Raw genomic sequence first — 24,050 nt, 5'->3', positions numbered from 1 at the left:
AACCGCTAATCTATCTCAAACTATGCAACGCTTTTGTTGGCTGCTGCTGAGTGTCTTGCTCCTAGCTCCCTGGTCCTTGCTTTTTGCCCAGGAATTAGTGAGCAATCGTCAGCGCGATATTGTGTTCCGGTCGGTCAATGTGATTCCAATGGATCGGGAACGCGTTATCGAAAACCAGACAGTTATCGTGAAAAATGGCAAAATTGCTGCGATGGGCAATGAAGGAAGTGTGAAAGTGCCAAATGGCGCGCTGATCATTGACGCCAACGGACGATATCTGACACCTGGTTGGGCCGAAATTCATGCCCACGTTCCGCCCAACGACGATATTCAGGCCATGAAAGAGGTATTAACTCTGTATCTGGCGAACGGAATCACGACAATACGAGGAATGTTAGGCCATCCAAAACATCTGGAATTACGTAGTAAAATCAACAGTGGAGAGATTCTTGGCCCTCATTTTTACGCAACTGGTCCCTCGTTTAGTGGGCAAACCGTGAAAAGCGCCGAACGAGGAGCCGAAATGGTCCGCGAACAGAAAGCGGCCGGATACGACTTCCTGAAACTTCATCCCGGACTCACTAAAGAAACTTTTCCGGCCATTGCCAAAACCGCTCACCAAGTGGGTATTCCGTTTGTCGGCCATGTCTCGTTCAACGTTGGTATCTGGATGGCTATTGAGGCTGCCTATTCGTCCATCGACCATCTGGATGGTTTTGTTGAGGCTATTGTACCCCGCTCTGATACACTGGTTGAGCGGGAAACGGGGCAGTTTGGAGCCTGGATTGCCTATCGGGCCGACGCGTCGCAGATCCCAAAACTTGTGAAAGGACTACGCGAAAAACACATTCGGGTTGTGCCTACCCAAGCCTTAGCAGAAAGATGGCTGTCTCCACTTACCTGGGATGCTTATGCAAACGCGCCAGAGTTTAAATACATGCGTCCTCAGGATATAACCAATTGGATGAACGCGAAAAACAGCTATACCAACAATCCTAATTTCTCAAAAGAACACGCTGAAAAACTAGTACAGATTCGTCGTAAACTCATTTACGAATGTCAGAAAGGTGGAGTGGATCTATTGCTTGGTTCCGATGCTCCGCAGGTGTTGAACGTTCCTGGTTTCTCGATTCACCACGAAATGAAATACATGGTCGATGCGGGATTGACACCTTATGAAACATTGCGTACGGGAACGGTCAACGTTGCTTCGTATTTCAATAAGCCGGATTGGGGAACCATCAAAACCGGCAATGTGTCGGATCTGGTTTTATTGAGTGGCAATCCGTTGAAAGATATTTCGCAAACCAGATCGATCGAAGGCGTTATGATGGGAACGAACTGGCTGTCAAAGGAGTACATTCAGAGCGAGTTGAAGAAACTGGAAAAGCAATAATCGCCGTAATCCTAAATCAACTATAGTAATGTCTACTCGTTCTGTCAATCATACAACCGATCAAACCATTTGCGCGACTTGTGGTACGCAATTCCCTGTTGACAAGCCATTGCCTGAGCTATGCCCGATTTGTAACGATGATCGGCAATACATTGGTGATAACGGACAGCAATGGACAAGTCTGGCGACGTTAGCACAAACACGTACCATCCGATTTAGTCAGGCTGCCGAAAACCTATACGATTTACGAATTTCTCCTGCGTTCGCTATCGGTCAGCGTGCCTTCCTGATTTTATCGGTAAATGGAAATATATTATGGGATTGTCTGCCATTTATTGATGAGCCAACCGTCGCTTTCATCCGTTCAGTTGGCGGATTGAAAGCAATTGCAATATCGCATCCGCACTATTACAGCATCATGGCAGAATGGGCGCGAATTTTTGATTGCCCGATTTATATTCATCAACATGACGCTGAATGGGTGCAAAACCCTACTCCACATCGTCAATTCTGGACAGGTAATGAGAAAGAACTTTGGGATGGGATACGAATTATCAACGTAGAGGGACACTTTCCGGGAAGCTGCGTGTGCTATCTTCCCGGAAAGTCTACCCCGGCCAGTTTGCTAACTGGTGACTCCATTTATGTAGCTCGTGATCGGAAGACTGTAACGTTTATGTACAGCTATCCCAACCATATTCCACTCTCTAAAAAGGCCATTGAGCAAATCCGTGATCGCTTAAAAGCTTTCGAGTTCGACCGTATTTACGGTGCTTTTGAGTGGATGACGATTCCTGAAAACGGACGTGCCATATTTGAAACTTCCATCCAACGTTATCTCCAAATCATTTCCTGAATTGATAGCTTTGCTTCGTTAGTTGACATGCGAAACTATTAGCATCAAGATAGTCTCCTTTATTAAGGATCAATAGGTTTCTTTTTTCGGACGGGCGTGCTGCTTAAACGAGCCGTACCGCCAGTTTGATAAAAGTTGCACATTCCTTGTAACACACAGTCGCGGCATTTGGGGTAATACCAGGTGCAAATCCGCTGGCCGTGCCAGTAAAAATGCTTGTGGAAGTTGAACAGGAGTAAAGCATCTTTGGGCAAATGAGCCAGCAAAAACGTATGCGCTTTTTCGGCGCTCATTGTTGGACCGATCAAACCTATACGCTGCGTGACGCGGTGAACGTGCGTATCAACGGGTAGTACGGGTTTGTGAAATTTGAACAGCAACAGAATCGTCGCCGTTTTTAAGCCGATACCGGGCAGCACAGTAAGCCAATTCATGGCTTCCTCGGTGGATAAATCACTCAAAAAATCAAGGTTAGCACTTCCCCGTTCCTGGAAAAGATGACCCAACAAATGCTGAATGTAGGGTGCTTTTACTTCAGGATAATTCGCCGTTTTTATGGCATCGATCAAATCGTCTACAGGCGCGTCACGAACCTGCTCCCAAGTCGGAAATTGCTCGCGCATGGTTCGGTAAGCGGCCGCTTCGTTTGCGTGGGTTGTTCGGTGCGATAAGATCGTGCCAATCAGTTCGTGCATCGGATCGGAATATCCTTTAATTGGCTGAATACCATACACCTCGTTCAGCCGCTCGTGGGCATCAAGTATTCGGGTAGCTAACAAAGAATCAAACTGCATACATCACAAACTGGGACAAAGACACCATTACTGTTCGTTGATGAACGCATCCTTAACGAGAATGTTTAGATAACTAATCCATCCATTCCCAGGCGCTCTGATAGCCATTGAGATGTTCGGAATACGAAATAAAATCAGCGTAAAAAGGAAGACTGGCCAGTGTCGCACTATCGCCGACGATAATTAATTTCTTGCGAGCGCGGGTCATCGCTACGTTCATTCGGCGGACGTCTGATAGAAAACCAATTTCTCCTTCGGCATTGCTACGGGTCATGGAAATATAAACGATATCACGTTCCTGTCCCTGGAAGCTGTCGATGGTATTGACCGAAATTTTATCACCATAAGCACGTAATTCGGATGATTGCAATAGTTGCTCTTTCAGAATAGTGATCTGTTGTTTATACGGCGAAATAACCGCAATCGTTGGGAAGTTCTCGACAGAATAATGCTGACTCAAATCAGCTACGAGTTGCGTTAAATGCTTCATCAACAGGGCCGCTTCTTCTGGGTTGGTCGAGCTGGTTCCGTCTAGTTTTTCATCGAATCCGCAACCGGCGGTATCGACAAACGCTAGTGGCGTATCTCCCTCAAATAGGGAATGACTAGCCACCGACGGATGCGCTTTCACTTTGTTCTCATAAAATACCTGCGACGAGTAGCCCATGATGTATTCGTGCATACGATACTGCTCATCTAGCAACGTAACAGCTTCTGGGTGAAGGGTTACACATTTTTCTAGTAACGTAGTCGCTAACCCGTTTCGAGCCGCTTCGGGCGATTTGATGGTTGGCGGAAGTTGGCAATGGTCACCGGCCAGCACTACTTTTTGCGCTTTCAGAATGGGAATCCAGCAGGCAGGTTCGAGGGCTTGTCCGGCTTCATCGATAACGACGGTATGATACGTCAGATGGCGAACAGTATAATGATTTGCACCGACCAACGTAGCCGTAATCACCTGAGCTTTGGCAATGAGGTCATCGATGACATACTGCTCTGTATTAGCAACTTCTTTCATGATTCGGTGCGCTTCATCGAAGAGGGCTTTACGTTGTTCGCGTTCGGCTTTGCCAAAATTTCGCTTGTATTTATGCGCCATGTTCCGATACTCGTTGGCCTGTTTTTTTAGCTTTTTCGCTTCTTTCATGGCCGGATGCTCGGTTACTTTATGATCCAGCGTCAGCGCCATCAAACGCTCCGATACTCGGGCCGGATTGCCCACACGTAGCACGTTGAGCCCTTCATCATGCAATTTTTCACTGAGCAAATCGACAGCCGTATTGCTGGGGGCTACCACCAGAATTTTCTTATTATCCTGTTTATACATGGCTTTGATAGCCTGTACTAACGTGGTAGTTTTCCCCGTACCAGGAGGTCCATGGACAATCGCCAGTTCGTTAGCCGTCAATATTTTCCCAACAGCCGAAACCTGGCTCGAATTTAGTTTTGGAAGAAGAAGGGTAGGAGTCTCAGGATGAAATGTTGGGGATTGATCGCCAGTTAAAATACTGATTAACTTACTGTTGCCTTTCTCACTTAAGGTATTGGCCGTTTTAAGAGCCCCTTCCATTTCGTCGTAGCTATTGTCATCGAATAGCGCTTCGACACCTAGTTTGCCATCCCTTGACCAATCAGGAAGTTCATCGGTACGTAACGTAATTTTAAGGCGATTACCACTCTGATGCGAAACCGTCCCCTCAACCCGATCTGCTTTTGGATCATGATTGCTGAATAAAACGGCGGGCATGCCGAATCGAAGCTGATGCGGAATATCCTGATGCGTCGTTCGTTCGACTTCTACCGTCAAATAATCTCCACGACTCATTTCGGAGCCCCGGATGGCAATTGGATACCAGGTCAGGCCTGCTGCCCGACGGTCGGCAATAGAGGTTGTTTCAGTAAGTTTTTGGTATTGAAGCTGATCTTCTCTCCGTTCAATCTGGAGTAATTGTAGAAGCTTTTTGAAATAATCCATCCACAAAAATACGATTCGCCGGTATGGATTTTGTCTTTGTAGACCGAAGCGGTAAAAGTTTGATTCGGCGAAGCCAGTTGAAAGCGTAAAAAATGATAGATTTGACGTATTGTCCATACATTTGATCAAACAGATGGCTCAGCTAATTGCAAAAATTGGAGCAGTCACGGAAAATAACGACTGGTTAAACAAGCATTGGAAGCGGTCTGTGAAGCGAATCTTTTACATCTACGATGTTCCCGAACATACATCTCGCGGCTATCATCGTCATACCCTCTGCACTATGGGGTTGATATGCCTGAATGGGTCCGTCGATATTTATAGTCAAACACCTGAAGAAGATCAATATTTTCGGCTGGATTCACCTGATCAACTGCTGATTCTGGAGCCGACAGATTGGCGAATCATGCACAATTTCTCTTCGAATGCTATTCTGATGATTGTAGCTGATCGGGCTTTCTCTGAAACCACGTACATAGATGAATCTTACCGGGATTGGGTTGGGAAATGGCAAGCAGCCGCCGAACAAACGGCCTAAAATTCTATGACGTGCGTAACTTGCCGTCGATTTGCAGATTGGTTTAGCTGAATTTCTTTTCCATTGGTATGGCCCAAATTCGACAATTAACTACGTATCTGGAAGCATTCGCTCCACTTGCCTATCAGGAATCTTACGATAATGCAGGCTTACTCGTTGGCGATCCTACTACCGAAATCACAGGCGTTTTAGTCTCGCTGGATGCTACCGAAGCCGTTGTTGATGAGGCTATTGCCAAAGGTTGTAACGTGATTGTCGCCCATCATCCGATTGTATTTAAGGGACTGAAAAAGCTGAATGGCAAAACGTACGTTGAACGAACGGTTATCAAAGCTATTAAGCACGATATCGCTATTTATGCGACGCATACCAATCTGGATAATGTAGCGGGTGGAGTTAATTTTAAAATTGCCGAAAAATTAGGCCTACAAAACGTTCGGATACTGGTTCCGAAAAGTCAGGTGTTGAGTAAGTTGGTTACGTTCGTTCCTGTGGCCGATACGCAGCGTGTTTTGGATGCTCTTTATGCCGCCGGAGCCGGGCAAATCGGGAACTATAAAAATTGCAGTTTTCGTGTACCTGGTACGGGCACATTTCAGCCCAATCAAAACGCGAATCCTACCATTGGTGAAGTGGGAGAGTATCATGAAGAAGCCGAAAATCGGATTGAAGTAATCGTTCCGACGCATCAGCAAAATCAATTAATATCAGCCCTTCGAAAAGCGCATCCATACGAAGAAGTAGCATATTATCTGACTTCGCTAGACAATCAAAATCAGGAAGTTGGCTCAGGGGCTGTGGGTGAATTGCCCGAACCAATAGCTCCTGAACAATGGCTTTCGTATCTGAAAGAATGCATGAGCCTGTCGATGATTCGCTACACTCAAATGCCAGACCGCCCGATTGGCCGAATTGCAGTTTGCGGAGGGGCTGGTAGTTTTTTATTGCCCGATGCTATGCGGGCCGGAGCGGATATTTTTGTTACGGCTGATTACAAATACCACGAGTTTTTTGATGCTGATGGACGAATCGGTATCTGCGATATTGGCCATTATGAAAGTGAAGTCTTTACGAAAGAGTTGATTAAAGGGCATTTGGCAAAAAAATTCACTACTTTTGCGGTAATTTTATCCGAAACGGATACGAATCCGGTTCGATATTATTCATAAATAGTATTTAATAGCCTGGTGTACGTACTGAAACTATTGATTTTCAGTTAATTGTTATAGAGTCTATTACACACTATTTAGTCTGAATCGCTCAGGTGATTCATCATACATTAAAAACATCAAAATCCGAATGGAACTGACGATTGCGCAAAAATTAGACGCTCTCCTTAAATTACAATCCTTTGACTCTCAATTAGATGAACTGATTAAAATTCGTGGAGGTCTGCCCGAAGAAGTTCGTGATCTGGAAGATGACATTGCTGGATTTGAAACCCGAATCGGCAAGTTCCAGACGGAAATCAAATCATTGGAAGATGACATTGAGCGTAATCGCATTGCCAAAAAAGACGCCGAAAAGCTGATTACCAAGTATAAAGATCAGCAAATGAACGTCCGGAACAACCGGGAGTTCGATGCTATCTCGAAAGAAATTGAGTTACAATCGCTCGAAATCGAATTGGTTGAAAAGCGTGCTAATGAAGCTCAGTTTCGCGTTCGGGGCAAAGAAGACGAAATTAAAACAACGCAGGCGGCTCTTGACGAACGGAAGGAGGATTTGAAAGCCAAAAAGCAAGAGTTGGATCAGATCACTTCGGAAAGTCAGGAAGAAGAGAAAGAAATCATTAAACAACGCGAATTGCAGGCAGCAACGATTGAGCCACGTTTGCTGAATTCCTATAACAAAATTCGCGGTAATGCTCTTAACGGTTTAGCTGTTGTAATGGTGAAACGCGGAGCTTGCGGTGGTTGCTTTAACGTTGTTCCTCCTCAGCGTCAGGCTGATATCAAGGATAAAAAGAAAATTATTGTTTGCGAACACTGCGGCCGCATTTTCGCCGATGTAGAAGGTGTCCCCGAGCCAGCTCCGGTTGGTCGTGGTCGATAAGGTAAAGTCTTGATTATGAAATTGCTCTCAACAAAAACGCCGGGTTTTTATCCGGTGTTTTTGTTTTTAATCCTATTAACACCCGTATTGGCAAAGGCACAGGCATTTTCCTGGACGCCAGGTCTGCAACGGGCATACATAGACCTCCAAAAACTACAAATACAACCCGCTCAACAGCTACTCGCTCGCGAATCATCGGCAAACGGAATCCGTATTTTTCTGGATGATTATGCGGATATGATGACCCTCGTTACGTCGGATGATGATCAGGTTTTTGATAAACTAAGTGATCGCGAAGACGAGCGGCTCGATGCGCTGAAGAAATTAGACGATACGTCACCCTGGCAACGTGTTTTGCTTGCAGAAGTTCGGCTACATTGGGCCTTTGTCAAGCTCAAATTTGGTAAAGAAATCAGCGCCAGTTGGGACGTTATTCGAGCGTATAAACTGCTGGCAGAAAATCAGAAACGATATCCCGATTTTCTGCCTACCTATAAATCGTTGGGTACACTGCATATAATGATTGGCTCAGTGCCCGACAATTATGTTTGGGTGGCTAATTTGCTCGGGTTGCACGGGAATATTAAACAAGGACAATTAGAAGTAAAACGGGCGCAACAAGACTCGACGTTTCGGCTTGAAGCGCAACTGATTGAGCTGATGGTGCAGGCTTATGTGCTAAAATTCAGAAGTGCAGATGAGCAGGTTTTAGAACGATTGGTGGCTAATAATCCAGATAATCTGTTACTTCATTTTTTCGGTGCCACTATCGAACAAAAAGCAGGTCATAGTGGCCAGGCACTCACCTATCTGATGAAACGCCCCAAAGGTCCGGCTTATCAGGCGTTGCCGATTATCGAAAATATTCTGGGGGATATTTATCTCCAAAAAGGAGAATACAGTACGGCGATCACGCATTTTCAGGCTTTTCTAAGCAGTTATAAAGGGCGCAATTTCCTGAAGGATTCGTATTACAAATTATTTCTCTGTCACTGGCTGACCAATGATCCAGAAGAAGAGGGCAGGCCTTTCCTACAAAAAGTGTTAGCTGTTGGTCGGACGACGGTAGAATCGGATAAAGCAGCTCAGAAATTTGCTGAAATGTACCTGAAAAAAGGCGCTTCATCGAACCAGCGCGTACTGATGCGTGCCCGACTAGCGTCTGATGGGGGATTTATTGATAGCGCGTTGGGTTATCTTCGTCCGTATACCGAAGCCTCTTTTTCGTTAACGACGGAAAAAGCCGAATACAATTATCGAATGGGTCGTATTCATCAGCATCAAAATGCTCCAGATGCAGCAATCCCTTATCTCAATCGTGCTCTGACACTAAGTGAACCTGAGCAACTTTCTTTCGGCGCTACTGCTGCCCTGCAACTGGGCTATATCTATCAGCAAAAAAATGATCGTGTTCGCGCCCGGTCGTTCTTCGAGAAAGCTTTACGATTCAAGCATCACGAGTATAAAAACAGTGTGGATAATAAAGCGAGGGCTGCTTTGAATCAGCTATAGAAACGCTTTTGAACAGCTTTGATAAAATGACTGTTTAATCATTTATTGTGTTCCTGCTGGGGAGCCATATATTTGTTAACCTTTCCCTAACCCATTCATCTATCCATACAATGACCAGGTATTTCGATCAGGATACTGTGTTTATAAAACATCGACATTTTTTACTGACATGCCTGATCTTTCTAAGCCAATTTGTACGGATAATTGACGCTTCAGCCCAGCAAACACTTAGTACTCAGCCTTTAACAGTTACCTCGGTTTGCCCAGGATCTCAACTTGATGTTACTGGATTTCGCACAGTTGGTAGTAACGATTTTACAGTGGAACTCTCTGCAGATGGGATCAGCTATTCAGAAATACCAGCCTCGTTTCTGATGGCATCCGGGCGTTATGAAGTCACCTATCGAGCTACAATTCCAGTTACTACTTCCCCTGGCATTAATTATCGTATCCGTGTTGTATCGAAGAATCCGGCCGTTGTTGGCACACCAAGTTCAACGGCGTTGACTATACTTTCATTTGCTACCGCTAGTCTTTCAGGGAATCAACAAATTAACGAAGGCTATACGGCTAATTTGTCCGTGACCTTTACGGGCGATGGACCCTGGATGTTTGCCTATCGGGACAGCTCGGCAACTGGATTGGGAACAATTCTGTCAGTAGCTGCCAATACAAATCCGTATGTATTCGGAATAAGTCCCAGAAAAACAAGTGCTTATATCTTAACGTCCGTAAGCAATGGTTGCGGGAGCGGTACTTTATATAATCGAAAAATCGTTGTTGAGGTTAATTCCCTGTTGGGCACGGATGACTCCTCACTGCTTGAGACCATAGATGTATATCCTGTACCCGCAACCACTAGACTAAACGTTTATATCCATAAAATTGAAACAAAGGAAACGGCCCAGATAAAGGTTACTGATTTAATGGGAAAGATTATTTATCATCAGGAAATGCACAGAGGTGTATCTGCTCTTTCACTCGACCAATATTCCACCGGAACCTATCTACTGCACATTCAAATTGGGACTCGAAGCGTTACAAAACGAATTGTTAAGTTATAACCGTAACCTAGATAAAGTTGGTACAGTAGGTTAAAAAAACGGTAACTTGTAGTGAATACTAGTCATTCGCGTATGCCCTACTTTTTACGGACCAGTTTATTTGTATCCATACTTTTCCTTTTTGGTTTTGGTTTACAGGCGCAGCAGGCTTCCGTTGGCGCACGAGTCGTTGGCGTTTATTCTGAACAACAACCCTGCTTATCGTCTGCTGAGCATGCCGAAATTCAGCAAATGCTCCAAACCAAACTGGCGTTGCTAAAGCTAAACGGCGCTGGGGCTCGACAAACAGCTGCTCATCCAACGTTTTCCTTTCCTTTACAATGGGCCAAAGAGCGGCCGCCCTATGGTTTCTGGACGATTTCAAATTACGTAGATCTAAATCCGGCTCTTGGCCCGAATGAGGTTAACCAGTATTCAACCTTTAATCAGGATTACAACTGCGGAAATCGAACGTACGATCAGCGATCGGGTTACCAGCATCAAGGCACTGATTTCGCACTTTGGCCGTTCAACTGGTCGGTAATGGCGGGGCAGTATGTTAAAGTTGTGGCGGCTGCACCCGGTACGATTTTGTCGAAAAGCGATGGAAATGATGATCAGAATTGTGGCTCGTTTGCCAGTGCCACCAGCGATTGGAATGCCGTGTATGTACGGCATGACGATGGCTCTGTAGCTTGGTACGGGCATCTGAAAAAACAATCGCTCACGACGAAGCTTGTCGGTCAGCGTGTTCAGGAAGGCGAATTTCTGGGCTATATTGGGAGTTCGGGCCGATCGTCGGCACCGCACCTGCATTTTGAAGTGTACAATGCTGAAGGAAAGCTGATCGACCCGTTTCAGGGCGCGTGTAATAAAACCATTACCGATGCCTGGTGGAAAGACCAGCCGATTTATAAAGACAAAACCCTTAATCGGTTGAGCGTTCATCTGAAACAACCCGTAATGGGACAGTGCCCCGCTTCGGCCAATGCCACAAACGAAATACAAGTTGCTCAACCCGGCCAGGTGTTTTATTTCTACACATTTGGCCGCGAACTGGAACCCGGCGACGCTATCAAGTTTACCATTCTAAAACCGGATGGACAACTCTTTACTGAGTATACGGGTAACTATACTGACCAAACAGCCATAAACTTTTACTGGTATCTGTATACAACAATTCCTGCAGACGCGCCCGAGGGGGAATGGAAATTTCGTTCGACATTTAACGGGAAAACGTACGAAAAAACATTTATCGTAGCTAAAGATCTAAAGTCGGTTGTGCAACTTTCGCCATCCGGCAAAACGTCGTTTTGTACGGGCGATAGTGTTATCCTAACCACCAACATTGAAACCGATCAATACATCTGGAAAAAAGATGGCATTGTTCTGAATCGGCTTCCAGACAAAAAAATCGTTGTACGGGAATCTGGTAACTATACGGCTGAATTGAATGGAGCGGTTTCAAATACCATTACCGTAACCGTACAACCAGCAAAGTTGGCAACGGCATCGCTGGCAGACAATCTGATGATTTATGAGGGACAATCGGCGAAGTTGTCTGTCGCGTTTACGAACGATAGTCCCTGGAGTTTTACGTATCGGGATAGCACAGCAGCTGGTCTGGGAACCCCAGTTTCATTAACGACCGCCACAACTCCGTATTTGATTGATGTTAAGCCGCTCAAAACGACGGCTTATCTATTGACAAACGTTAGTAATTCGTGCGGTACGGGAAGTTTAATCAATCGGAAAGTGCTGGTGACGGTCTCGTCTTTGCTGGCTGCAGACGATCCATCGCTCGCGGCTGCGGTGGAAATCTATCCGATTCCGGCAACAAGTCTGCTAACGATTCGCATCAACGGATTACTGACGGGTCAAAAAGCCGTTCTGGAATTGATGGATATGCAGGGGCGTTTACTACAACGTTCCGAAACCCAGCAAACGGTTTCTTCTTTCCCCGTCTCATCGCAACATTCAGGAACCTATATAGTGCGCGTTCGCGTCGGAGAAAGAACGGCTTCCAAACGAGTTATTAAACTATAAATAAGCCTTTCAGACGATGGTTTCCGAGCGTCGAAGTTATACGATTGGATGAAATTTGGGGATGTACTTACATGGTAGCACATCCTGTGGGTAAATCGCAGATTCATAAAGGATTATATTGTAGATGGAGTAATAGGAACTGACTGATTTGGTAGATTAACAACAAGCGATTTTGTATTACTGACAAGTTAAACAATGATAACATTGGCTTAATCTTGAGGTAATATTGGGCTGGTAGTTTTGCGGTGCGAAAGCGACACCCAAACTATCTTTATGAACTGCAAATCAGTCTTCATTTTTCTCCTCTCCTTCATTTACACTACTTTACTAGCAAGGCCTGAGGGACCATCAGGAACAATCCGGGGCAACATACGGGATGGTCAAACCAAAGAAGCACTAATCGGATGTACCATCCGGATTGATGGGACCCAATTAGGGGTGACAACCGACATCGAGGGAAATTTTACGATCTCAAACGTACCCGCCGGAACCCAGAAGCTCGTTATCTCTTACGTATCCTATCAAACGAAAGAAATTCCAAACGTTCGGGTTGAATCAGGAAATACGACGGTAATCGAAACCGAACTAGTTGGTGAAGGTAAATCATTACAGGAAGTTGTTGTTAGAGCTAATAAGGCTACCAATACCGAGATTGCTGTAATCACCGAAATTAAGCAGCTGAAGCCGATGGCAGTCGGTATTTCGGCCCAGCAGATCGTAAAATCGCAGGACCGGGATGCGGCAGCCGCCATTCGTCGGGTGCCGGGCGTGAGTATTGTTGATAACCGTTTTGTGCTGATTCGGGGATTGGCTGCTCGCTATAACTCGGTATTAATCAACGACGTAATTACGCCTTCAACCGAAGTGGATACGCGATCGTTCTCGTTCGATCTGGTTCCGAGCAATATCATCGACCGAATGATTGTCTTCAAATCGAGTTCGGCCGATCTGCCCGGTGATTTTGCCGGTGGTATCATTAAGATATACACGAAACGTAAACCCGATCAGAATTTTTTAGATGCAGGATTAACGCTAGGCTATCGGGCCAATACAACTTTTCAGACGGTACAATCGCACGAGCGTAGTGGTCTGAACTGGTTGGGGCTTTGGGGAAAAGATCAGCAAATTTCGACCAGCTTCCCCGCAAAATCGGGCGAGTTTAATGCCTTGAATCCGTTGCAACGCGCATCGTACGCTCGGTTGCTGCCTAATTCCTGGGCTGTTACTCCAATGACGGTCAATCCTGATATTCGATTTGCGTTGAATTTCGGTCGTCGGTTCGATGTGGGCGATGTACGGATTAGTAACCTGACAAGTGTAAACTATTCGTCGACCAATCAATTCTCGAACATTGATTTCCGGCTCTTCAATAATGGTAATGTTGCAAACTCGACGGCAGAACAATATGCCGATGCGAATTACTCTCGTCAGTCTCGTTTAGGTATTCTTCATAACTGGTCGGCGCGTTTCTCGCCAGCGTTTACTCTGGAGTGGAAAACGTTATTTAATCAGCTGAGTACAACCGAAACGGTTGTCCGGAATGGCCAGCGGGTTACGGACGGACTCGACGTTCGCAGTTATTCGGAGCGATTTGAAAACCGGAGCATTCTGACATCGCAACTATCTGGCGAACACACAATTAATGAACAAACCAAAATAAACTGGATCGGAAGCTTCGGCTATACGGGCCGTTGGGAACCGGATTGGAAACGGGTGCGATTTCAGCGCGTAACCGGAGCGATGGGGGCCGATGGGCAACTTCAGCCGTTCTCGATTGCCGCACCAAACGATCCAAACCCAATTGATGTAGGCCGTTTCTATTCCAAACTGCACGAATACGTCGTATCGGCAATTGTCAATGGCGAACACGCTTTCGGAAACCCAACCGATCGCGAACCGAACCGAATCAAATTTGGCGCGTATGCCGAACGTAAAAATCGTGATTACGGCGCCCGATTCTATGGTTATCAGTCGGTTGGCGATGCAACAGCGGCCAAAGCGAGTGATATTGGTACAGCCTTTAGCACAGCGAACGTGAATGGACAGAACGGTTTTTCGCTGCTGGATGGTACTAAAGATTTGGACTCCTATAAAGGACAAAACACTTACCTGTCTGGATATGTAAGTGGCGATGTATACTTCGGACCGAAGGCTAACTTAACGGTTGGTTTCCGTGGAGAATACAACGATCAGGGATTGCGGGCAACGGTGGTCAATACCGAGAAACAATTGGTATCCAATAAAGTATTCAGTCCGCTGCCATCGCTCAATTTCATGTATAAGCTCACTGACCGGACGAATCTGCGCGTAGCGTATTCTTCATCGGTGAATCGGCCAGAATTCCGCGAGTTGGCTCCGTTCAGCTATTTCGATTTCAACCTGCTGGCTGATATTCGGGGAAATACCGATCTGAAAACGGCCAATATTCAGAACGCCGATTTGAAATGGGAGTTTTACCCGACGCAAAACGAAGTGATTTCGGTTACGGGTTTCTATAAACACTTCTCGAAACCGATCGAATCGTTCCTGCTGCTTCAGGCAAATGGACTGGCGTATACGTTTATCAACGCCAATTCAGCGCAGAACTACGGTGTTGAAGTCGAGGTACGGAAAGGATTTGAAAACTCAGGTAGCATTTTCCTGAAAAATCTGTCGGTTGTCGGTAATGTGTCGCTCATTAAGAGTACGGTAAATATTGGCGATGTCGTAACAGCCCCCGATTTGAGTGGTGCTGTACAGCAATACGATATTCGGGGAGTAACGGATACCAAACGAGCATTGGCCGGCCAGTCGCCTTACCTGATTAACGGAGGTGTTTACTACACGGCTCCAAGTTCTGGCTGGCAGGCTAACATTCTATATAACGTCTTTGGTCAGCGCATTTTTGCCGTCGGTAACCGCGACAACCCAACCATTTACGAAATGCCCCGCCATGTTGTCGACCTGAATTTGACGAAACAATTCAACAAGAAACTTGAACTCCGTTTGGGTATTCAGGATATTCTGAACCAGTATGTTCGTTACGTACAGGACTTCAATCGCGATGGCAAAATTGGTAGTGATTTGTCGTCTCAAACGGCTGACGCTGATCAGATTATTCGCAAGTTCAAGCGAGGTAGTTACTACACTGTAAGTGCTGTTTATACATTCGGTCGCCGAACAATAATCCCCTAATAATTAACTGTATACAATAAAAATTCCTGTTCGTATACAACCCCGTTTTAACTAAAAACCAATGTTTATGCAAGTGAATCAAATGCGCCAGCGTATGGCTGCCTGGCTGAGTATGTCCCTTATCGTACTAGGTCTGTTTGCCATTGTATCGGCCTGTAAGAACGAAGAGACGCCAGCTCCTGTATTGAGCATCACGTCGATCTCGCCAACGTCGGCGCCTGTAGGCTCAACAGTTGTGATTACGGGTACTGCATTTAATGCTACGCCAACCAGTAATACGGTAACGTTTGGAACTGTTCCGGCTACCGTATCGGGCGCTACAACAACCTCGTTAACCGTTGTTGTACCCGCTAATGCCGGTACGCCAATTACCGTTACGTCGGGTGGTGCTACCGTAACCAGTACAACGGCGTTTGCGCTGGGTGCTAAGCCTGTTGTTGAAGTAACGGGTGATATTTCGGCTGACACCAAATGGACCGCTGACAAAATTTACCTGATCAAAGGTTTTGTGAACGTAAAATCTCCGGCTGTTCTGACCATCGATAAAGGAACGATTATTAAAGGTGGTACCAAAGATCAGGACCCAAGCGGTCAGGCAAAAGGCGGAACATTAATTATCCAGGCAGGTGCTAAAATCATGGCCGTCGGTACGGCAGATGCGCCGATCGTATTTACCTCCAGCAAAGCTGCCGGTTCGCGTAACTATGGCGACTGGGGTGGCGTCGTATTGATCGGTAAAGCACCAACCAACCGTCCTGGCTCGACAGCCTTTGAAGGGGGTATTTCAGGAACGATCGGTACATTTTCGGACGTAAATGATAACTCTGGAACAATGCAGTACGTGCGTATCGAATTTGGTGGTATTGCACTAACCAACGTAACCAACAGTGAAATCAACGGCCTGACGATGTATGGTGTCGGTGCTGGAACGACACTTGATCACATTCAGGTATCGTATAGCGGTGATGATTCGTACGAATGGTTTGGCGGAACGGTAAACCTGAAAAATATCATTGCTTTCCGTGGTTGGGATGATGACTTCGATACCGACTGGGGCTGGTCGGGTAAAGTGCAGTATGGCGTATCGCTGCGCGATCCAGACGTAGCTGACCAATCGGCTTCTAATGGCTTCGAATCAGACAATTTTGCTAATGGCGAGCCTGCGAATGGCCCGAACGATGGCTTACCATTAACGGGTGGTGTATTTGCGAACATGAGTATTTTTGCTGCCAGCGGAACGCCTTCCAGTGCAGCTACCTCAAAAGGAAGTGGGTCGTATCAGTCAGCTATGCACCTGCGTCGGAATACTTCACTGAGCATTTTCAATACAGTGCTGGCGGGTTACCCAGAAGGACTTCGCTTAGATGGTTTATCAGCCACGGATACCTACGCTAATGTGACCAAAGGAACACTGCAATTACGTGGAGTTGTCTTGGCAAACATGAATACGCCGGTTCGGGGCGCTAACGTAATTACGAACGATCAGGCAACGACGTTCTTCAATACGGCTGCTTACAAAAATCAGATTATCCCAAGTTCAGGCGTAGCCGCTCTGTTGTTGAACTCCGCTACCTTCAATCTGACAGCTCCAAATTTCTTGCCACAGACGGGTTCGCCATTGTTTACAGGGGCTATCTGGGATGGCAAAGGTGCCGATGCATTCTTTACCAAAGAAACGTTCCTGGGTGCATTTGGGACAGCCGACTGGACCAAAGGTTGGGCTAACTGGAACCCCCAGAATGCTGATTACGATAAATAGGACGTAATAGTTGACCTCACCCCAACCCCTCTCCTAAACAGGAGAGGGGCTTTTTTTTGTTAGTTCTTTTCCCTTGAAAAGAGAAGAGCTTAGGTCTGAATTCTCCCCTCTCCTGTTTTAGGAGAGGGGCCGGGGGTGAGGTGAACCTCTATTCTTGCACCAATTCTGCCAGTCCAATCCCCGAATCAGCCGCGCCGTAATAGACCCAAATTTTACCCGGTTCATTGTTCGTAGCTGGCCACTGGACCCAGCCATTGGCGAATACGACGTTTGGGAAAAAACCTTCTTTTTCCCACAACAATTCAGGTGTTAGCAGCGGGCCACTTGAGCGATCCAGGATTTTCGTTGGATCTTCTTTGTCTAACAACGCCAGCGCTAGTGAGTAGGAGTGAGTAGGATCAGCTCCGTGATAACAGATCAACCAGCCTTCTTCTGTTAGAATGGGCTCGGGACCACCACCAATTTTTGCGCCTTCCCAATTGAAGGTATCAGCTAAGGAAGGGGTAAGTGGGGAGAGAATACTATTCCCGCGTCCACCGAACAAAAAGCGGTGATTTCCCCAATGAATACCATCCTCTGATTCCGCCAGCCAGATTGCCGATTTGCCGATGTCTGTCAGCATCGGCCGGTGTAGTAGCATATATTTACCGCCCACTTTCTGGGGGAACAGTGCAACATCTTTGTTGGGTGGGGCCAGAATCATACCCTTGCGCTCAATATTGACGAAATCGGACGTAATAGCTAGTCCTACACCAACTCCGTTTTCTGATACGGCCGTGTAGGTAATCCAATATCTCCCTTCCAGAAAGGTAATGCGAGCATCTTCAACGCCAAAGGCTTCGTCCTTACGGGCGGGGAATAGAAACGGCTGATCGTCGATGGTAAAATGTATACCGTCTTTACTTCGTGCTAGTCGTAAATGGCTTAGAGAGGTAAGATAGGTTTTGCCATTTAACGAAACAACGCGTGGATCGTACGGTTCCTGGGGTTCGGGAAATTCGTTAACGACGAGCGTTGGTACCCCATCCCGCTCTTCAATAAGCGGGACAAGGATTGTGCCTTCTTTGGCTTTTGGCGCTTCGGCAACACGTAATAGGAGGATAACTTCATCGTTGAAAAGACAAGCCGCCGGATTAAAGGCACCTAAAACCTCAAAACCGTCAACGCTTGGTTTGACATCCTGAGTCTGCAAAATAGGCTGGTCGGATAATCGCCGGAACCGGTAATTCTTCATTCCACTGAATTAGATAGGATTTTAGTAAACGGATTTAGCACTCTGAGAGTATTATAAAATAAACTTTACGATCACTGTATAGTTTTCAAACATTTATTCAATAAGTTTGAAGGCTGGCTAAAACCTTACAGGAGTAAGCCGCGTTAAGAGGATTGAACCAACTTTTATCTTTTTATTGACCATGATTTACCAGCCAACGTTTGATCAGGATGAAGACGTGCTGATGCTGAACCCTGATCCCGAGTTTGCCGCCTTCGATGAGGACGAAGATGAGTTCGACGAAGAAGACGATGTAGATTTCGATGAAATAGACCCCGGCGCTGATGCGGATGCTGAGTTTGGGGCAGATGATCTGGAAGACTTTGATGAAGACGATCTGGAAGATCTGGATGATGACGACATCGAAGACGATCTGGACGATGACAGTATGGAATAGAAAATTATGGCATACACAGAGAATACCCCCGATCCGGCCGAAGAGCTTTATGTAACCACTGAAAACGCGGAGACAGAAGGCACAGCTCCTGATGCCGACACGCAATCGTCGGCCGCCAGCGAAGCGGGTGATCGAACAGCCGAAGAAGGCTCTCGAGCACCCAACGATCCTGCCGAAGGAGCGTAGTTTTAGTGACGATTGAAGAACGATGAGTTATAAGTGCGCCTTAAAAAACACTTATAGCTCATCGTTCATCACTCATCATTACATTAAGCAATGTCTGGCATTTCATTTCGGTTTCCTGCCACTCGCGTTCGGGATCAGAGTCTTCTGTTATTCCGGCACCAGCGTAGAGTGTGGCCTGTTTTCCTTCGAGTTTCATGCAGCGGATATGCACAAAAATGTGGCTCGATACTCCTTCCTGAACGGTATCAATATTGACAGGGCCCAGAAAACCGCTATAGCATTCACGGTTGTGGCTTTCGTGTTGGCGAATGAATGAAAAAGCGGCATCGCGAGGAGTGCCACAAACGGCTGACGTTGGATGGAGTAGACGAAGCATCACGGTACCAAGCTGCGGATACCGAACAGCCTGTGTATCGACCGTAAATGATGTACCTAAGTGCATCAAATTGCCAGCAATAACGCTTTTAGGTCCTTCTTCAATGTATTCGCGCAGCCGGATTTTCTTGAAGCATTCAATAATATAGCGGCAGACAATAGCCTGCTCTTCAATCTCTTTCTGCGACCACATAGCCTCAGATGGTCGTTTAGCTGTCCCATCCGCATTAAAGGCTGATTGCGTTCCCGCCAGTGCGGCTGTTCGGAAGATACCATCTGCATTCTGACTGACTAACCGTTCGGGTGTAGCACTCATCCAAATTTGCCCTCTCTCCGGAATCGAAACCGCTGATACAAAGGCATTAGGGTGTTTTTGGCAGAGTTTATCGAATAACGCTATCGCATTTGGCGCATCAGAAAACTGCACTTGCTTCGTCCTGGAGAGTACGACTTTCCGCATTTCACCCCGCTTAATGGCTTCAATGGCATCCGTTACCATATGGACGTAGTTTGCCTGTGCCTGAGGATGCTCAATCGGAACAACGCTTTGCGGATGCGCCGAACCCATCGATTTAGTCTGTTTTCGGATTGCCCGCCAGAATTGATCGACATTCTCGTTCGAACTACTCTCAGTCGTATGATTCCTGGAAACAACCGCTGGATTTTCTGAAAAAACAGCCTGAATATCCGCCCGTAGAAATAGAGTCTGAGGAATCTCGTCGGTTTTGTCTAAATGCTCAGAAAGTATGGCTTCGACAGGAGCATTTTTAGCAAGATTATCGAACGGACTGATGACAAAACCAGCGGGTAGTTCATCCAAATCGGCTGATACACGGGGTAGTTGCTCATCAAAAGATACAATCAGGTGTTTATCCTGCTGATTGGGTAGTCGCCAGAGAGCTGCTGGAAAACCTAGCGATAATGCGGCTTCCCAGTAATCAATGGCATCAGGAGCCGTTACGTACGGACGACGTACGGTTGCTGGAATACTCGAAATTACTTTACTTACGGAATCAGATTGCATAGCAAAAACCAGCCAGACTGGGGCCAGCTATGTTAACAACAGATTAAGGATGAAATTTGTGCAAAACGCCTACAAAAATCCTTCCAATTATGGACGGTTTTACCTGCAATGCATACCCAATCAGTGCTTGGCCAGTCGCTGTTTGATCTGTACGTTTTCAGCCCGTAATGCATTAATTTGCTGTTGAAGATGAGCTACTTTGTTTTGCTGACGTAACGAATGCTTTTGTTGCTGTATCAAATACAAGGTCAATTCCTCCACCTTTTCTAATAGGATGGTATTCATCTTAACTAAGTCCACACCTTCCTTGGCTACCTGTTCAGCCGATGGAATCCCCGGTAAATGTTGATGAGCTTTCACATAGTTAGCTACCTCGTCCAGCGGTCGTAGGGTATAACTTGGGGTAAATACCTTATCACTCCACTCCGATGGATTATTGATACGTAACAGATAGCGTGCTTTGACTACATCGCCTTGCTGGTTGACGGTCAGAAATTGATCGGTCGATAGGGTAGGTTTACCCTGACTGGTTAGCTTAGTGAGTCGTAGGCCACTCGCATCGGCTTCAGCGGCTACTACCTCCAGTTTGTTTTTTGGCGCAGAAGTACCAATGCCCACATTGACTCCATTACCCAGAATGAGCGAATTACTACTGGCCACTTTGCTGTTCGAACCAATGGCAATGCCATTGAAAATACCTTCATCAGCCTGGCTATTGTACCCCATTAATACGTTATTACTACCGTCGGTGATAGCAGTACCTGATGTAGGACCAATTATGATGTTGTTGCTGCCGATAGTGACGTTATAACCTGCATGATAACCTAAGAAGGTATTGTACCTGGCGGTTGAGTTGTTATAGCCAGACTTAGAGCCAACAAACGTATTACCAGAGGTGATGTTGTTAAACCCCGCCGAGTCGCCTACCATCACGTTGAAACTGCCTACGGCATTAAGAAAATTGGCTGACGAGCCTACGGCTACATTGCCAGAGCCACTTTGGTTGGCTGAACTGGCAAACTGACCTACAGCCGTATTTTCTTGACCTATTGTATTGGTAATCCCAGCTTGGTTTCCTACAAACGTATTGTAAGAACCTGTGCTGGTGCTATACCCTGCTGAAAAGCCTATAAATGTATTATATGTCCCCCTTGTATTAGTTCGGCCTGCCGATGCGCCCACAAATGCGTTGCTATAACCTGTCGTGCTTGATTTGCCTGCTTCATAGCCTATATATGCATTATACCCCCCTGCTATGCTCGTATTGCCTGCTCCGATTCCGACCAGAACGTTCCCGGAAGATGGAGTGGCAGAAGCTGGGCTGGTTGCTACATAGTTGCTCTGACCCTGGGCTGATAAACTGTGTACTATCAGCAGTAGGGCTACTAAACCAGAATGATGTGTATCGCTTAATTTCATAGTTCTACTAGTTGGAAAGCGTTCAAATAGATCAAAGATAATTGGCTGATTTACAGAAATGACAAAAGGGGTTTCGCCCGCTTTAGTTTTGAGCCAACGGTAAACAAGGCCATAAAAAGGGAGCTAAGAAGACTCCTTCTAAAACAGGATGAACTAAAAGGAAATGATTAAAAGGACACGGCATTACGGGCCTTTTCTGCCAACTTTGCGGCCGGATAATTACTCCGCGCAACGAATATGATCCGTATCTTTCAACAAGACGAAACCGCCGTCCGTAAAATCCGGGATATTAACAATTTCTCCGATACCGAGCGTACCTTGTGGGTCGATCTGCAAAATGCGACGGCCAACGAAATCAAAAGTGTTGAGGAAAAATTCGATGTCGATTTTCTGAGTCAGCAGGAACAATTGGAGATTGAAAGTTCGTCGCGCTATATCGAAGAGGACGATTACCTGATTGCCAACTCCAACTTTCTGATTCCCGATCCTGAACATCGCTATGTGACAGTTCCCGTAAGTTTTATTCTGAAAGACGATACCCTATTTACCTATCGCAATGCCGATTTAAAATCCTTCGCGGATACCGTAAAACGGATCAAATCACGACGGGCTGTATTTAGTGATGGAGCACAGATTCTCATTTCTATTTTTGAGTCACGGATTGATTACGATGCAGATTTAGTCGAGATGGTGTCGGGTGAAATCAAGGCGATCAACCGGATGCTTGATCTGGATGCTAATCTGGATCGAGAAATGCTGCTGAACATTAACGACTATCAGGAATTGACAATGTCGATTCGAGAGAATGTTGTTGATAAACAGCGGGTTATATCGGCTATGATTCGCTCGGATGGCTGGTTCAACGAACTGGAACAACAACGACTTCGGACGTTGATCAAAGACATTAATTCGTTGATCGATCATACTAATTTTATTTTTGAGCGACTGGAGTTTCTGCAAAATACCTACCTCGGTCTGATTGATCTGGAGCAAAACCGAGTCGTGAAAATCTTTACGGTTGTCTCGCTGGTTTTTCTACCGCCCACCTTATTAGCCAGCATTTGGGGTATGAACTTCGATGAAATGCCCGAAGTACACTGGAAATATGGATATGTATTTGCTATAGGCATGATGGTGCTTTCTTCAGCATTAACCGTTTGGATATTCCGGCGTAAAAACTGGCTGTAAACTGTAGCGCCTATAGGATTATCGTATAAGAAGTTACTTTTCCAGGTATTCGCGTCTGATTGCCAACATATCTCCCATTTATATACTGTTATGGAGCAGGCGCAAACCCGATTGGAACTCTTCTACACACAGGTAGTCACCTTCGTTACGCTCTACGGCGGTCGTGTATTACTGGCAATTCTGACGCTTATCGTTGGGTTATGGGTAATTGGCTGGATCACCCGGCTACTCTCGTCCACTATGGCCAAACGGCATGTTGATCGCGATGTTCAGCCTTTTCTGCTTTCGTTGGTCAATGGATTGCTACGAGTGCTTTTGCTGCTTAGTATCGCGAGTACATTGGGTGTTCAGACAACGTCATTTGTTGCGATCATCGGGGCGGCTGGGCTAGCTGTTGGACTGGCGCTTCAGGGAAGCTTAGCCAATTTTGCGGGTGGAGTATTGATTCTGATTTTCAAACCATTCCGCGTTGGTGATCTGATTTCTGCACAAGGTTTTACGGGCAACGTTGAAGCCATCCGAATTTTCGATACGACACTCGTAACGCTGGATAACAAAACGATTATTCTGCCCAATGGCGGATTATCGACTGCAGCTATTACGAATATCAGTACCAAGGGCGTAATCCGTGTTGATCAGGTGTATACGGTTGGTAGTCAGAATGATCTGGATGCTACCAGATCGTCGATTCAAAAAGTAGTCGATGCCTGTCCGTATGCGATTAAAGAGCGTGGGCATGATGTGTTAATCGCCAAACTAAATGCCAATTCGCGTGATTACGATGTGCGGGTCTGGACACAAAGCAATACCTATTGGGAAACGCATTATTATATGCTCGAAAACATAGCCAGACAATTTGCAAGCGATGGTATTGAGGCTCCCAGGCCAAAAATGTTTATTACCAACGAAGTATAACTATTGATAAACATCGAATGGCAACACTACCACCCGGCTAATTGGGTGGTATTTTTTTGACCATAGATAAAGATTCTTAACTAGTTCGTTAAACGTTTAGCTGTACCATTAGTCTAATTACTGAA

General features: G+C 46.0%; 19 protein-coding genes. 14 read left to right on the top strand and 5 right to left on the bottom strand.

The annotated features are described in order from the left end of the window. Positions 1-22: 22 nt before the first annotated feature. Positions 23-1,396: an amidohydrolase family protein gene (locus ACYVE4_RS29175; protein WP_461043941.1), complete on the top strand. Its 1,374-nt coding sequence runs from the start codon at positions 23-25 to the stop codon at positions 1,394-1,396. A gap of 28 nt (positions 1,397-1,424) precedes the next feature. After that, positions 1,425-2,252 carry an MBL fold metallo-hydrolase gene (locus ACYVE4_RS29170; protein WP_461043940.1) on the top strand — a complete coding sequence of 276 codons (828 nt, stop codon included), beginning with the start codon at positions 1,425-1,427 and terminating at the stop codon, positions 2,250-2,252. Between the two features lie 62 nt (positions 2,253-2,314). Here the strand turns inward: ACYVE4_RS29170 and ACYVE4_RS29165 are convergent, their stop codons facing one another. Together ACYVE4_RS29165 and ACYVE4_RS29160 are read right to left on the bottom strand one after the other, a co-directional pair. After that, positions 2,315-3,046 carry an endonuclease III domain-containing protein gene (locus ACYVE4_RS29165; RefSeq protein WP_461043939.1) on the bottom strand — a complete coding sequence of 244 codons (732 nt, stop codon included), beginning with the start codon at positions 3,044-3,046 and terminating at the stop codon, positions 2,315-2,317. 73 nt (positions 3,047-3,119) lie between these two features. After that, entirely contained in the window at positions 3,120-5,021 is a 1,902-nt protein-coding gene (locus tag ACYVE4_RS29160; RefSeq protein WP_461044015.1) for an AAA domain-containing protein, read from the bottom strand. A gap of 133 nt (positions 5,022-5,154) precedes the next feature. Here ACYVE4_RS29160 and ACYVE4_RS29155 point away from each other — a divergent pair, with 133 nt between their 5' ends. The 8 genes from ACYVE4_RS29155 to ACYVE4_RS29120 all read left to right on the top strand — a co-directional run bounded on the left by ACYVE4_RS29155 (position 5,155) and on the right by ACYVE4_RS29120 (position 17,148). Beyond that, positions 5,155-5,559, top strand: a complete 405-nt coding sequence (locus ACYVE4_RS29155) for a sugar 3,4-ketoisomerase (RefSeq protein WP_461043938.1) — start codon at positions 5,155-5,157, stop codon at positions 5,557-5,559. A gap of 68 nt (positions 5,560-5,627) precedes the next feature. Next, complete coding sequence (locus ACYVE4_RS29150; RefSeq protein WP_461043937.1) at positions 5,628-6,728, top strand: Nif3-like dinuclear metal center hexameric protein; 1,101 nt, start codon at positions 5,628-5,630, stop codon at positions 6,726-6,728. 130 nt (positions 6,729-6,858) lie between these two features. Then, positions 6,859-7,614, top strand: a complete 756-nt coding sequence (locus tag ACYVE4_RS29145; RefSeq protein ID WP_461043936.1) for a zinc ribbon domain-containing protein — start codon at positions 6,859-6,861, stop codon at positions 7,612-7,614. Between the two features lie 15 nt (positions 7,615-7,629). Beyond that, complete coding sequence (locus ACYVE4_RS29140; RefSeq protein ID WP_461043935.1) at positions 7,630-9,126, top strand: tetratricopeptide repeat protein; 1,497 nt, start codon at positions 7,630-7,632, stop codon at positions 9,124-9,126. Between the two features lie 320 nt (positions 9,127-9,446). Next, complete coding sequence (locus ACYVE4_RS29135; RefSeq protein WP_461043934.1) at positions 9,447-10,190, top strand: T9SS type A sorting domain-containing protein; 744 nt, start codon at positions 9,447-9,449, stop codon at positions 10,188-10,190. Between the two features lie 72 nt (positions 10,191-10,262). Then, positions 10,263-12,215, top strand: coding sequence for a peptidoglycan DD-metalloendopeptidase family protein (locus ACYVE4_RS29130; protein WP_461043933.1), 1,953 nt, complete (start codon positions 10,263-10,265; stop codon positions 12,213-12,215). Between the two features lie 273 nt (positions 12,216-12,488). Beyond that, a complete protein-coding gene (locus tag ACYVE4_RS29125; RefSeq protein WP_461043932.1) occupies positions 12,489-15,389 on the top strand; it encodes a TonB-dependent receptor in 2,901 nt (966 codons plus the stop codon). Positions 15,390-15,450: 61 nt separating this feature from the next. Beyond that, on the top strand, positions 15,451-17,148 hold the full coding sequence (locus ACYVE4_RS29120) for an IPT/TIG domain-containing protein (RefSeq protein ID WP_461043931.1): 1,698 nt from the start codon (positions 15,451-15,453) through the stop codon (positions 17,146-17,148). Positions 17,149-17,296: 148 nt separating this feature from the next. On the opposite strand, the gene ACYVE4_RS29115 is transcribed toward ACYVE4_RS29120, so the two are convergent. Then, complete coding sequence (locus ACYVE4_RS29115) at positions 17,297-18,382, bottom strand: glycoside hydrolase family 130 protein (RefSeq protein WP_461043930.1); 1,086 nt, start codon at positions 18,380-18,382, stop codon at positions 17,297-17,299. Positions 18,383-18,563: 181 nt separating this feature from the next. Between ACYVE4_RS29115 and ACYVE4_RS29110 the strand changes: the two genes are divergently transcribed. Both ACYVE4_RS29110 and ACYVE4_RS29105 read left to right on the top strand, forming a co-directional pair. Next, on the top strand, positions 18,564-18,818 hold the full coding sequence (locus ACYVE4_RS29110) for an adhesin (protein ID WP_461043929.1): 255 nt from the start codon (positions 18,564-18,566) through the stop codon (positions 18,816-18,818). Between the two features lie 6 nt (positions 18,819-18,824). Then, the gene (locus ACYVE4_RS29105; protein WP_461043928.1) at positions 18,825-19,004 is read left to right on the top strand and encodes a hypothetical protein; all 180 of its coding nucleotides are present in this window, start codon (positions 18,825-18,827) and stop codon (positions 19,002-19,004) included. A 58-nt stretch (positions 19,005-19,062) separates the two neighbouring features. Here the strand turns inward: ACYVE4_RS29105 and ACYVE4_RS29100 are convergent, their stop codons facing one another. Beyond that, positions 19,063-20,403, bottom strand: a complete 1,341-nt coding sequence (locus tag ACYVE4_RS29100; protein ID WP_461043927.1) for an isochorismate synthase — start codon at positions 20,401-20,403, stop codon at positions 19,063-19,065. A gap of 120 nt (positions 20,404-20,523) precedes the next feature. Continuing rightward, positions 20,524-21,822, bottom strand: coding sequence for a hypothetical protein (locus tag ACYVE4_RS29095; protein WP_461043926.1), 1,299 nt, complete (start codon positions 21,820-21,822; stop codon positions 20,524-20,526). A 237-nt stretch (positions 21,823-22,059) separates the two neighbouring features. On the opposite strand from ACYVE4_RS29095, the gene corA reads away from it, so the two are divergent. Beyond that, on the top strand, positions 22,060-23,010 hold the full coding sequence (gene corA, locus ACYVE4_RS29090; RefSeq protein WP_461043925.1) for a magnesium/cobalt transporter CorA: 951 nt from the start codon (positions 22,060-22,062) through the stop codon (positions 23,008-23,010). Positions 23,011-23,100: 90 nt separating this feature from the next. Further along, the gene (locus ACYVE4_RS29085) at positions 23,101-23,925 is read left to right on the top strand and encodes a mechanosensitive ion channel family protein (RefSeq protein WP_461043924.1); all 825 of its coding nucleotides are present in this window, start codon (positions 23,101-23,103) and stop codon (positions 23,923-23,925) included. Positions 23,926-24,050 lie beyond the last annotated feature (125 nt).

The organism is Spirosoma harenae, assembly GCF_054776975.1.
Note: the sequence above shows the minus strand (reverse complement) of the source record. Positions and strands in the feature narration are given on the sequence as shown.

Coding starts and splice junctions, on each gene's coding strand:
- ACYVE4_RS29140 (WP_461043935.1), top strand. CDS start 7,630: ATGAAATTGCTCTCAACAAAAACGCCGGGTTTTTATCCGGTGTTTTTG.
- ACYVE4_RS29155 (WP_461043938.1), top strand. CDS start 5,155: ATGGCTCAGCTAATTGCAAAAATTGGAGCAGTCACGGAAAATAACGAC.
- ACYVE4_RS29100 (WP_461043927.1), bottom strand. CDS start 20,403: ATGCAATCTGATTCCGTAAGTAAAGTAATTTCGAGTATTCCAGCAACC.
- ACYVE4_RS29115 (WP_461043930.1), bottom strand. CDS start 18,382: ATGAAGAATTACCGGTTCCGGCGATTATCCGACCAGCCTATTTTGCAG.
- ACYVE4_RS29145 (WP_461043936.1), top strand. CDS start 6,859: ATGGAACTGACGATTGCGCAAAAATTAGACGCTCTCCTTAAATTACAA.
- ACYVE4_RS29110 (WP_461043929.1), top strand. CDS start 18,564: ATGATTTACCAGCCAACGTTTGATCAGGATGAAGACGTGCTGATGCTG.
- ACYVE4_RS29175 (WP_461043941.1), top strand. CDS start 23: ATGCAACGCTTTTGTTGGCTGCTGCTGAGTGTCTTGCTCCTAGCTCCC.
- ACYVE4_RS29130 (WP_461043933.1), top strand. CDS start 10,263: ATGCCCTACTTTTTACGGACCAGTTTATTTGTATCCATACTTTTCCTT.
- ACYVE4_RS29165 (WP_461043939.1), bottom strand. CDS start 3,046: ATGCAGTTTGATTCTTTGTTAGCTACCCGAATACTTGATGCCCACGAG.
- ACYVE4_RS29170 (WP_461043940.1), top strand. CDS start 1,425: ATGTCTACTCGTTCTGTCAATCATACAACCGATCAAACCATTTGCGCG.
- ACYVE4_RS29095 (WP_461043926.1), bottom strand. CDS start 21,822: ATGAAATTAAGCGATACACATCATTCTGGTTTAGTAGCCCTACTGCTG.
- ACYVE4_RS29105 (WP_461043928.1), top strand. CDS start 18,825: ATGGCATACACAGAGAATACCCCCGATCCGGCCGAAGAGCTTTATGTA.
- ACYVE4_RS29085 (WP_461043924.1), top strand. CDS start 23,101: ATGGAGCAGGCGCAAACCCGATTGGAACTCTTCTACACACAGGTAGTC.
- ACYVE4_RS29125 (WP_461043932.1), top strand. CDS start 12,489: ATGAACTGCAAATCAGTCTTCATTTTTCTCCTCTCCTTCATTTACACT.
- ACYVE4_RS29150 (WP_461043937.1), top strand. CDS start 5,628: ATGGCCCAAATTCGACAATTAACTACGTATCTGGAAGCATTCGCTCCA.
- ACYVE4_RS29120 (WP_461043931.1), top strand. CDS start 15,451: ATGTTTATGCAAGTGAATCAAATGCGCCAGCGTATGGCTGCCTGGCTG.
- corA (WP_461043925.1), top strand. CDS start 22,060: ATGATCCGTATCTTTCAACAAGACGAAACCGCCGTCCGTAAAATCCGG.
- ACYVE4_RS29160 (WP_461044015.1), bottom strand. CDS start 5,021: ATGGATTATTTCAAAAAGCTTCTACAATTACTCCAGATTGAACGGAGA.